Consider the following 12,231-nt stretch of genomic DNA (forward strand, 5'->3'; position numbering starts at 1 on the left):
TGCACTCCTTCTGTTTCTTGCCTCAGCATATCCCGTCCGGAGGCGCATCGTAAATTTCAAGCTTGCGCTATGACTTGCGAAAAACCGTTATTCGCTCCATTTCGAAAGCGAGTGCGCGAAACGAAAAGACGATAAGCGAGGTAGAAGCCGCTTATCGTCTGCCGCATGAACCGTATTTACGGGCGCCGCTGCCTCCGCGGTCCGTCCGGGTCAATCCCGTTAGCCGGTAATCCGATGGGTCTCCCTGTACTGCGACGGCGACATACCCGTATGGCGTTTGAACATCGTGGAGAAATACGCGGCGCCCGGAACGCCGACTTTCGCGCCGACCTCGGCGACGACTTCGTTCGTCGAGGTCAGCAGACGTTTGGCTTGTTCGATGCGCACGAGCGTCACGTAATCGTTGAACGTCGACTGCGTCTGATGCTTGAACAGTTTGCCTAAGTAGCCGGTAGACAGGTCAACCCGCCCTGCCGCATATTCTAGCGACAAGCAAGCGTCGGCGTAACGCTCCTCGATCAGCTGTTTGACCTCTCCGATCACGCGCGTGCTCTTGAGCGAAGCGACCTGCTGTTTATTCGCCTCCATGACCGTCACGACGCGTCCGCAGAAATCCGTCAGCGCCGCACCGAGCTGATCCAGCGTCTCCACCTGCTCGATGCGATGGAAATACGCGTACAAGCCGTTCGTATTCGTATCGCCGAGCTCCGAGATGGGACCGAATTCCCGGATCATCGTCAGCAGCAGGAAATTGGTGAACTGCATCGCCCGGGCGTACGTACACGCGGATATAAACGAGATCCAGTCGGCGATGCCCGCCTGAATGGACTTCGCGTTGCTCAGCTTGACCGCGTCGATCAGCTTCCGCTCCTTTAAGGACGGATACTGCAGATCCCCATCGCGGTTCCGGTTCGCCCGCGCGGCGTCAATGATGGCCTTATAGCCGAAGAAGAGGCGATAGTCGCCGTATTCCTGGGCGGAGCGGTACGAATCGTGCAGGCCGGCGAACGAATCGCAGAGACCGCCGATGCTGACGGTGACGCTGATCTTGTAATAAGCGCGAACCGCGTCCTGAATTTCCGAGAGCGTCAAATAGAGCGTATCGCCGAGCGCTTCGTCCGGCAGCTGCAAGATGGCGGCCAGCTCATCCTCGGTCACGGCGGCGTCGTTCTCGAAATTGCCGCCGAGCAGCTCCTGGGCGATGTTGCCGATCGCAAACCGGATCAGTTCCCTCTCGAACGGCGGATAGGTTTGCTGAAACAGCGCCTTGTCGTCGATCTTGAACAGCAGGACGCGAAAATAAGGTCCCGTCAGCCGCTTCCCCCATTCCTCTCCGATCTGTTCCGCCGTCAATTTGTCGATGCCTTGCAGCAGGGATACGATCGAGCTGCTCTTCAGCACCCGCCGGGAACGGTTCAGCTTCGATTCCAGCCTCTCGGCCGACTGCCTGGAATGCAGGAACGCGTTCGTCAGCTGCGCGTACTCGTCCTGATGCAGCGGCTTCCCGCCGCCTAGCTCGGCGGTCTGGACCGCCGCGACCTGATCAAGCAGCCTGCGGATCGGATTGTAGAAGTTGCCGGTCAACAGCAGCGAAATGCCGACGCCAAGCACGATCAAGAGCAGCGAAATGATCCAGGTCCAGCTGCGCAGCGTATGAATGTTCGACAGGAGCTCGCTGTACGGCTGCGAGCTGACGAAGTACCAGTCGAGCGCGGGCGATCTCGCGTAGGTAATCAAATTCTTCTTGCCGTCGATCTGCTGCACGAAGCTGCCTTGGTTCCGTCCGTCGCTCAAAATCCGCTTCACTTCGTGCCGCCCCGAGAAATCGCTCATGAAATTCGCGGCGTCGGAATGGGACAGCACTTCGCCGCGCGCGTTCATGACGTAGGTGTCGCCCCGCTTCGACGACGTATTCAAGCTTCCGATCGTATTCTGGATCGACGCCTCGTCCAGATCGAGCACGAGCGCATACTTCGGCGTATTCGTGTCCAGCTTCCGTTCCGGCACGATGCTGAACGTCAGCAGCCGCAGGCTCGCATCGGTATCGACGATCGCCGCGCGCGGATAGAAGCTCAGATAATCCGCGTTCGACTGCGCGTTCACCTTCGGGTCGCGCGGCAGTCCGAACGTATCGATGTATTCGCCGTTCGTAAAATTGTACATGCTGATATCTTTGATGAACGGGTAGACGCTCTGCACCTTCGCGATGATCATGTAGGCTCTGTAATTCTTCAGCTTATCGACCTCGTCGGCATCGAAGAAGGACATGACATCCTTGTCGACCAGCAGCTGGCTGGACACGTCTTGGATCTGCTGGTACACGACGTTAGCCGTGTAGCTGACATGCGACAGCACCTGCTTGGACGAACGGTCGATCTCCTTCACCGCTTCCAGCGAGAACAGCGCATACAGAATCGAGCTGACGACCGCGATCGACATCACGATCAGGACGAGATAGGACATAATCAGTCTCCGATATACCCGGTATTGACGGATCCGATTCACAAACGTCACTCCGCGATCCCCTCCCCCGAACCAGTATACCAGCAATGTAAGCGTTTTACGCCACAAAACTTACCGAACCGCGGACGAATTTCCGCATGTCCTCGCGTCGATTATCCCTGTCCGATGAGCAAAGCCCTTCGATATGCGACAAAGGCGGCATCCGAGGTTCGGAAGCCGCCTTTCAAATCGAAGGTATTGCGTTTCATCGCGCGTTCGCATCGCCGAGCCGTCGAAGGTCCCTTGACGAACGAATGCGAAACGCATGGTTCTAGGGCAAAAACGTAACCCGGTACTGCCCGAACCGGTCCGCATCGAACGAAATCGTGCCGGTCTCGGCATCGTATCTCCCGCTCGGAACCGGCAGCGCTTTGCCCGCCTTGTCGATGCGCGTGACGACGATCCGCTCGGGCGAACTCAGCTCGGCCGCCGTCGCGGCATATGGAATCGTGACGGCGATATTCGCGCCCGGAACGTTCCAATCCTCCGGTTTCCCATCCATGAGCAGCGAGAGCTTGATGCCGTTTGCGTCGACGGCTTCTACCTTTATTCCGACGGCAGTCGAAGCATCGATCCCCGGCTGATGGAACAGATGATTCGGAATCGTCACCGTTCCGATCGGCGTGATCACCGTAAGCCGCTCCGAAGCCCTGTTCGCCGACAAGCTGCCGGCGGTAAAGGCCAATACGTAAGATTCGGCACCGCCGACGACGGGAACGTTCACCGTCAGCGATTTGACACCGCGCCGATCCGGTTCCGTATCGGCGAACGCCGATGCCAACAGGCCCTGCGGCAAATCGACGGTCAGAATCCCGGCTGCCGGATCCAGCGCAGCGGTCGCGCTGCCGCCTCCAATGGGGATGCTTACGCTTTCGGGCGCTTCCGTCCTGACGTGATCCACGTAGAAATGTCCGCCCCAGGCGCCCGAGTAGTATGCGGTATCCTTGCCCCTGTAAGAGATTTCAATCGACGTTACGTTGGTTTTGCCGGCGAAATTCGTCACATCCGCCGCCAGATCCACCCATGTATTCGGGTTTACTTCCTGCTCGGCGGTCGCCGACGTGCCGTCTGCGGCAGTCAGCTTCATCTTGGCCACGTAGGCGGACGAAGTGCCGCCCCAGCCCAACAGGTCCGCGTGCACCTTGACATAACCGCTCAAATCCACCGGCTTCTTGAAGGTTTTGACCACCTTGCTCTCCGTCGTCGCGACGTCCGCGGACTTCACCGCTTCCAGCATATACGTCCCGTGATGCGCGGCCGAAGGCGCGTTGTTCTGCGCGTCTTTCGTCACGGACGCCACCGCGGCCGTCTTGCCGCCCGCGATCCAGCCGTCCGTGCGGCCGGACTCGAAATCGCCGAATGCGAGCTCGCCCGCATCCGCCGTATAGTCCGGATAGCCGGCTTCCGTCAGCGTGAAGACGTACGTGCCGCCGTCCACGGTTACCTGCAGCGCGCCGCTTTGATAATCGACGGGCACGATCGAATCGATCTTCGTCTCGACCGCCGCTTTGCCGCCGGCCGGAATCGTCACCGGAACGCTGCTCTTATCCACGCGGATGCCGTTCAACCCGGCAAGGCCGACATTGCCCGCGAAGCTTCCGTTCCCCGAGTTGCGGATATGAACGGTCAGCGTATCTCCGGCGGCCGGCTTGCCCGGCGCATCGAGCGCGACCAGCATCTGCTTGACCGCGGCCGACGCGGCGGCCGTTACCTCATCCACCTGCAGCGCGCCCGACGACCAGGCGACCGGCTTCTCCGGCTGCGCCCACACTTTGATGCGGTCCACGCTGCCAAGGCCCGCCCAGCCCGTCAGGTCGATCGCGACCTCGTTCCAGGCTTCGGCCGCCGCCGCGACCGAGCCTTCGATGACGCGATCGCCGCTATAGACGCGGATCATGAAGCGGGCCTTCTCCCCCGCGCCGATGCCGACGGCTTTGACCGCGGCCTGGACGACCGGCGTCGCGGACAGATCCCGCGGCGTATCGAATACGCGGGTCACACCTTTGTAATCCTGCAGCCGCGAGCCCGTGACGCTTGCTTTCAAGCTGCCCGCTCCGGCCGCGTGATCGGCCGTGTCCAGATCGACGCCGGAAACGTTGTCCGTCGCGAACCAGCCGTCCAGATCGGCGTCGAAGCTGCTGATCGGCACTTCCCCCGACGCTGCCGAAGGCGTGCCCATCGGCGCCGATACCTGCGCCGGCCGCTCCTCCAGGTTGGCGGGATCGAATTCCGGAATCGCCTTCGTCCAGTCGTTCACGCCGATAATGCCCTTTGCGAACGCCGTGACGGCGAGCGAATCCACGGTATCGATCCTCTTGAAGACGTCATAAATGACCTTCTGCGTATCGGCTTCGTTCGTTTGGCCCGGCATGTTGGTCCAGAGCCCCAGGTTCAGCCCGCCTTCCGCCGCATGGTCCACGTGCCGGTGCAGGATGAACGCATCGATGCCGGGCAGCGACTTCACCTTATAGTACGCGTACGCGTAGGCCGCGGCCTGCACATCCTGCTCCGCCTGCGTATTGCCGCCGCTGTGGAAGCCCTGCTCGGAGAGAATGACATGGCGCTGCTCGCCGTTATATTTCAAGCCCGCCTGCTGCAGGTAGTTCGTCAGCACCTGCAAATTCTTGAAGGTGATGCGGTACGTATCGAAGCTGTCCGTAGCCGAGACATCGTTCCACGTCCGCGGATCGAACAGATCCTCCGGGTACGGATGGAAGGCGATGTTCCAATCGTAGTTGCCGCCCTCTTGGGCCCGCTTGTTCAGCTTGTCGACGACCGCCTTGTTGTCGTAGACCCATTGCGATTCCGGGGAGTTGCCGGCATTCCAGAAATGGTCGAGCGAGATGTACACCCGGGCGTTCTCCATCTTGCTCTTGACGATGTTGTAGGTGGCGCGCAGCGTCCGCTCGTATTGGTCGACGTAGTCGTCCAGCAGCTTGGGCCCCATGTTGTTCCACACTTTGTTCTGGCCTACTTCGTTGCCGACGATGAAGCCCATCACCCGGCCGTATTTCTTGTCCGCCCTGGAGTAGCGTTCGGCGATGAAGCTCGTGATGGCCTCGTAATAATTGACGCCGGTCTCGTTCGTCAGGTTCGGCGCGAACACCGTGCCGTCCGGCGTGCTGTCCGGGTGAACCAGATCCTTGTTGGGCGAATCCGGGTCGGCCATGCCCGTGCGGTAGAGAATGAGAATGGCCGTGACCGCCATGCCGTTGTTCGTCATGGACGAGATTTGATTGTCCAAATCCGTGACGGACGATTTGCGGAAATAATAGGTGCTGCCGTTAAACGCATACGGAATGGAGTTCGCGCCATGGTCGCTCACCGTCAGCAGTTGATCGTACGCGATGTTGATGGCGCCGTGCTGAACGCCCAGCCGCTCGGCATCCGCGGGCAGCTGCACCTGCAAGCCTTTGATGCTCCTGGTCGGCGTGTACGGATCCTTGTTGGGCGCGAGGATTTCCGGGTTCGTCGCGTATTTGGCTTTATCGAGCAGCGCATAAGCGCCGCTGGCGTTCTTCAGGACGACGGCGAACTTGGAATACGCGCGGGTTCGTCCGTTATCGAGGGCGGCGAAACTCAGGCCGACCGTCCCGGAAGCCGCGCTTGCCGCGAGCGGCGTCATGGCCGCATAGTCCGCCGTCTTCTCGTCCGCGTAGACGGGCAGTTCGAACGCTTGCGCTTCCGCGCCCGGATTGGCGCTCAGATAATCGGCGTTCACGCTGCCGCCGATCGTAATCGCCGTACCGCCCTCGTCGATGGCGGCATGGTCGATGCTGCCTTGGTAGGCATAAGCGTCTACGTTCCGCAGCGAGAAATCGATCCGGTCCAGATCCAGCATCGTGCCGGCGGCCGCCGCGACGGGCGAAATCCGGATCCGGTCGATCGTGTCCTTCCAGGCGGCGCCGGACAGGACGAATTCGTAATCCGCGAACGCGGCCGAATCGGACAGGTCGAACGACATCGACTTGGCCTCGTCCCAGCTAGGGTCCCGATCGGTGATCCAGGAGATCTTCAGCTTGGCGGAGCCGGTATCGTTCTTCATGCGCAGGTTGACGACGTTGCGCTTGGACGCGTCCAGCCCAAGCCCCGGCGATTCCAGGTAGGTGTTCGCCGGGTCCGTGATGACGTATTGCAGCGAGCCGTTCGCCGGCGAGACCGAAACGTCCGCGGTGCCGCCGGCTGCCGCGAAGCCTTCCGTGACGCCCGGAACCTCGAAGTCCAGCCCCGCGATCTTCGCGGCGCTCAGCCGGTCGAGCTGAAGCCTGCCGTCCCAGTACGCGTAGCCCGGGTCGCCCGGCGACATGCCGTCCAGGTCGTAGTTTTTCATATACGAGAACTCGATCCGGTCGATCGCGTTCCGATGCGTCCAATTATGGATATCGAAATAGATGACGTTCCACTTGTTCGCCCCGAGGCCGGACACCGCTTCGAACGTATCGGAGCCGCTCGTGAGCGTCATTTTCAAGAAGAAATCGTCCTGCTTCCACCCCCAGATATTCGCCGCGAGCGCGATGAAATTGTCGCCGGAGAGATCGAGCGGCTGCGCGAACGTCCGCGAAATCGTCCGCCACTCGTAAGCCCTGACCTGTTTCGGCATGACCTCGAGCGCGCCCGCGCCTTCGAACGGCGATCCCGGGGAATTGAGCAGCGAACTTACGACGCCTACCGAGTCGACGTTCGTGCCGGCGGTCCAGCCGGCCGCTTGATCCGCCGCGTTGAAGTCGTTGATCACGCGGTCCGGATAGATCGCATTGCCGGCATACGCGTCCTTCGGGACGAGCGCGGGATCGTAGGCGCCCGCGAATGCGCCGGCAGGCGCGAGCAGCTGCAGGATGAATGCGGTTACAATGGCAAAAACGACGCTTCTCCTTCTGGTCTTCATAACGGGTTTCCTCCTTATGGAATACCTTTTCCTTACGCGTTCGCCGGCCAGCGCGAATGAACGGTCTGCAGGCCGGCGGAACGCATTCGAACCGAAAAGCTTCATTGCCGAATTCCGCTTACATCTTCAATGCGCCCTGGGTCATGCCTTGGATGTAATACTTCATCCCGAACGTGAAGATCAGCACGAGCGGCACCGCCGAAATGGCATACGCGGAAAACTGGATGCCCATGTCCGAGATGCCGAACTGCTTCTTAAAGATCGTCAGCCCCACCGCGATGACCTGCAGCTTGCTGTCCTGAATCGTGAGAAGCGGCCAAATGTAATCGTTGTACACGCCCATGAAATGCATGATGAACAGCGTCGCGAGAATCGGCAGCGACAACGGAATGACGATGCCGAAGAAGACCCGCGCTTCCGACGCCCCGTCCATCCGCGCCGCCTCGAACAATTCGCCGGGCAGGCCCGCCATGTAGCTGCGGCACAAGAACGTGCCGAAGATTTGGCCGCCTGCCGCGCTGGCGACGATAATCACCCACGGGGTATTGGTGAGTCCGAGGTTTTCGTACAGCACGTAGGAAGGAATCAGCGTCAGCACGCCCGGGATCATCAGCATCGCGAGCATCATGACGAACAGGAATTCTTTGCCCGGAAACGTCTTCTTGGCGAACAGGTAGCCGGCCAAGGAAGAGAGCAGGATGACGATCGCGCTTGCGACGATCGCATAGCCGAGCGTGTTGAGGATATACCGCCAGATGCTCGCGAACGCCTCGCCGTAATTCCCCCAGCGGATGGGGTCGGGCATGGACCAGAAGCTGCTCAAGATCTGCGCGTTGCTTTTCAGCGAGCTGAACACCATGAACAGGATCGGGACGAGGGTGAGCAGCACGAGCAGCGCCAGCAGCAAAATAATGACGGTCTGATTCACCGTCTTCATCTTTCCGTGACGCCGCTTGCTCGCCGCCGGCTTCGCGCCGGTCGCGGGCATCGCGGATCCGTCGCCGTTGGCAGGGGTTGTCATAGTCCGGTCCTCCTCATTCGTTCGCCGTTTTGATGACTTTCAGATTAATGACCGTGATGACCAGAATGACCAGGAACATGCCGACCCCGAGCGCCGACGCATACCCGAGATCGTTGAATTTCGTGGCGGCGTAGTACATTTGCAGCGCGGGCACGTACGTGGAATCCATCGGCCCGCCGCCGGTCACGATCAGAATGCCGTTGAAGTCCTGCACCGTGCCGATCAAGGTCAGAATGATCAGGAATTTGAACTGTCCCGCCAGAAGCGGCAGATGGATGGAACGGATGATCCGCGCCAGGCTGGCGCCGTCCATCTTCGCCGATTCGATCAGCTCGCCCGGAATCGACAGCAGGCCGGCGTACAGGACAAGCAGCTGGAGAATCCCGACGAACGGGAAGCCGATGAAGATCACGGCCCAGAGCGCCGACTTGGGATCGCCGAGCCACCCGTGGGCCCAGCCGCCGAGTCCGATCAGCTGCAGGAAATTATTGATGAGTCCGACGTTCGGATCGTACAGGTTCTGCCAGATGAGCAGCAGCGCCACGCCCGGAATGATCATCGACGCCGTAAACGATGTCCGGAACGCGTACTGCAGCCGCTTGCTCCGAAGATGATAGATCAGCTCCGCGGTAATGAGCGGCGGCAGAATCGATTTGACCAACCCCGTCACGATGAGGATGAGCAGGTTCCCGAGCCCTTTGGTCACATACGCGTCATGGAACATCCGCTTGAAATTATCCAAGCCGACGAAGATCGTCCTTCCGCCGGGCTGCCAATCGTACAGCGAATGGAACAGGCCCGAGAACGCGGGCACGTAAAGGAACGCGATGAGCAGCACGAAGGTCGGCGCAAGTCCGAGATAGATCAGCTTCGCCTTCCATATCTGCCGGAACACGCCGAGGCGCCTCCGCTTATGCAGCATGCGCAGCCCAAGCAGCATAAGCGCCAGCACCAGCGCCGGCACGGCGATCAGAATCCCCGTTCGCAGCCGGGCGTCGGACTTCGCCTGCCCGATGGCTTGGCCCGTATCGTACGTGAACATCCGGCCGTCTTCCGTGCCGGCGTAGAGCGTCTTGCCGTCACGGTCCAGCTCGACGTTGCGCCCGGGGGCATCGACCTTCGTCTCCCACAGCTTCTTGCCGTTCTCGCCGAACAGGTAGAACCCCCCCGACAAGTCCGAGGCGCCGATCACCTTGCCGTCCCGGGAAAACGAGACGTCCGTGACGTCGTCGCGGGTCAGCAGCGACTGTCGCCCCTTGCCGCCGGCGTCGAACAGCTCAATTTCGTTCGAGGCCGTTCCGGCGGCCACGGCGCCTTCGTCGGAGACGGCTACCGCGCCGATCTGGTCGGCGGCCCCCATCTTGCGCAGCTGTTTGCCCTGCCCGTCGAGCAGATAGACGTACTGGTCGGTCGTCGCGGCGACGATCCATTGCCCGTTCGCGGATACGTTGAGTCCCCGCATCGTCGTGCCGATCGGCGCGGTTCCCTTCACCTCGCCCGTGGCGCCGTCAATGAAGGCGATCTCGTTCGAACGCTGCAGGATCACGGCGATGACCGAGCCGTCCCGGGAAGCGGACATCGCCGTGACTTGCTTCTTCAGATTGGTAGTCCAGAGCGGTTTGCCTTGGCCGTCATAGGCGTACAGGTGCCGGTCGTCCGACGCGACGAGCAGCTCGCCGCCTGCCAGCAGCTCGACGCCGGTCACGACGTTGTTCGCCTGCGCCTGATACCGTTCCTCCCCGTCCGCTCCGTATACGTAAGCCTTCGCCCCGTGGCTGCCGACCGCCAAGCGGCTGCCGTCCTCCGCGACGGAGATGGAGGTGATGCTGCCGGCGCCCTCGATCGTCCAGTTATCGGCGCCGAAGACGGTCTGCGGAAGCAGTCCGGCCCCTAGCAGCAGCGCGAACAGCGTAAACAAGGTTCTTCTCATGTCTGCCTCCTCGTCGGGGCGCAAAGAAACGGCATTCGCCTTACCCGGCGCGCCGCGCGATGCGGGTTTCCTTCGTTCCCGGTGGTTGAACAAAATGCGATCTGCACGGCGAAAGGCCCGTGCAGATCGTGATCATGCCGTACGCTCGGTTTTATTTTTTGCGTTCGGGCGGCTTGCGCTCCGGATTCTCCAAATCGGACGGCTCCAGATTCCGCTCCTTCAGCACCGCATTGAAGTTCTTGTCGACGTTGGCTTGCAGCTGCTCCAGATACTGCTTCGTCGTCAGTTGGCCGCCGAAGAACTTCTGCACCGTGCCGACCCATTCCTGAACGGACGGCTGATAGTCCCACAGGCCGCGGGCGAGATTGTTGCCGGGACTCGAGAAGCCCTCGGTATTCCCGATCGGCTTGAAGTCGGCGAACGCCTTGCCCATTTCGTCCGGCAGCGTGATATCCTTGAGCGCCGGCGCACCCGACAGCGCCGCGTCGGTACTGTCCTGAATGGCTTTCAAGTAGACGTTGTAGCCTTCGGGGCTGGTCACGTACATCATAAAGTCGGCATCGAGCGCGTTCTGCTCGGCATCCTTGTTGACGAAGCCGTAGAAGCCGATCGGGATCTGAATCGTCCGGACGGGCGCCATGACCTCCTGCCCCTCCATCGTCGGCATGTTGAAGAATCCGTAGTCGAACGGCTTGACCGCGCCTTTGGCCCCGGTCTTCGATTCGTCCTGGAAGTCCTTCGGCAGCTGCCAGTAGGACGCCGGCGTGCCCACCATCGTCGCCGCCTTGCCGGTCAGGAACAGATTGTACGCCTGATCCTCTTTCAGACCGAAGAACCCGTCCGGAACGTACTGGAACAAGCGCTTCAGATTGTCCGCGTACGCTTCCCACTTGGGATTGCCGGCGATTTTATACGGACCGGCTTTATCCTTGATGGCTTTCCATGCGCGCAGGTCGTTCTTCGTGACTTTGCTGTTGGCATCGTTGAACGCATCCGCCGCGTCGAACTTCCAGCTGTCGTCGATAGCCGGCAGGTACGTATAGTCCTGCTCCTGCGAATGCGAGATCGTGATGTAATCGCGCAGGTATTGGTCGGCGTAGATCCGCACCAGCCAGCCGGCTTGGCCGCTCCACATCGAATTGGAGTCGCCGCCCAACGCGAGCGGCGTGTATCCGGCGGCCTTCAGCTTCTCGAAATCCGCCATCAGCTCGTCGAACGTCTTCGGCGGATTCGCGATGCCGACCTTCTGGAAGATTTCTTTGTTGTAGACCCAGACGATTTGAACGGATTCGAAATTCAGGTTGTAGAGATGGTCGTCCGGACCGACGCCGTCGATGTTGATGCCCATCGTCTCCAGGTCCAGACTGTCCTTCCATGCTTTCCCGGTATACGGATTCTCCTTATCGAAATAAGGATATAAGTCCATGAATGCGCCGCTCGACATCAAGCCCGCGACTTCATTGTTGACGACGAGATCGACGTCGGGTTTGCCGGCCGCGAGCTGGGCCGTCAGCCATTCCTTATAGCCGTCCGAGGGTTTGTTGTCGACCTTGACTTTGACGCCGGGATTCTTTGCCATGTAACCGCTTGCAACTGCGTTCCAGACGGAAGCCGACGCGTTCGGCAGCGAGATGTTGATCGTGCCCGTCCGAGCCGGAGCAGCCGGTTCCTGCTCGTTCGCAGCCGAATTCGCGGGCGTGTTCGCGGAAGTATCCGCGTTGGCCGGCGTTTTCGAGTCGTTCGGGTCGTTCGCCGCATCCGTGCCGGAAGTGTCGTTCTTGCTGCAGGCCGCCATGACGGACATCAGCATAATGCCGCTAGCGAACGCGGCAATGACTTTCCTTTTCTTCACCTGAATCGCTCCCCATTCGTCTTAGTTTCGATCAACCCTCC

At 60.6% G+C, this 12,231-nt stretch carries 4 protein-coding genes and 1 pseudogene; all 5 read right to left on the bottom strand.

Annotated elements, in window-relative coordinates:
- Positions 1-219: 219 nt before the first annotated feature.
- The gene (locus BMZ79_RS20335; protein WP_090643056.1) at positions 220-2,463 is read right to left on the bottom strand and encodes a helix-turn-helix domain-containing protein; all 2,244 of its coding nucleotides are present in this window, start codon (positions 2,461-2,463) and stop codon (positions 220-222) included.
- Between the two features lie 2,290 nt (positions 2,464-4,753).
- Positions 4,754-7,492: pseudogene (locus BMZ79_RS35595) on the bottom strand (DUF5722 domain-containing protein); the annotation flags it as partial.
- A gap of 13 nt (positions 7,493-7,505) precedes the next feature.
- On the bottom strand, positions 7,506-8,408 hold the full coding sequence (locus BMZ79_RS20345; protein WP_256252913.1) for a carbohydrate ABC transporter permease: 903 nt from the start codon (positions 8,406-8,408) through the stop codon (positions 7,506-7,508).
- A 13-nt stretch (positions 8,409-8,421) separates the two neighbouring features.
- On the bottom strand, positions 8,422-10,338 hold the full coding sequence (locus tag BMZ79_RS20350) for an outer membrane protein assembly factor BamB family protein (RefSeq protein ID WP_090643061.1): 1,917 nt from the start codon (positions 10,336-10,338) through the stop codon (positions 8,422-8,424).
- A gap of 151 nt (positions 10,339-10,489) precedes the next feature.
- A complete protein-coding gene (locus BMZ79_RS20355) occupies positions 10,490-12,190 on the bottom strand; it encodes an ABC transporter substrate-binding protein (RefSeq protein ID WP_256252914.1) in 1,701 nt (566 codons plus the stop codon).
- Between the last annotated feature and the right edge of the window lie 41 nt (positions 12,191-12,231).

The sequence above is a fragment of the Paenibacillus sp. UNC496MF genome (genome assembly GCF_900113915.1).
Lineage (GTDB): Bacteria > Bacillota > Bacilli > Paenibacillales > Paenibacillaceae > Paenibacillus_Z > Paenibacillus_Z artemisiicola.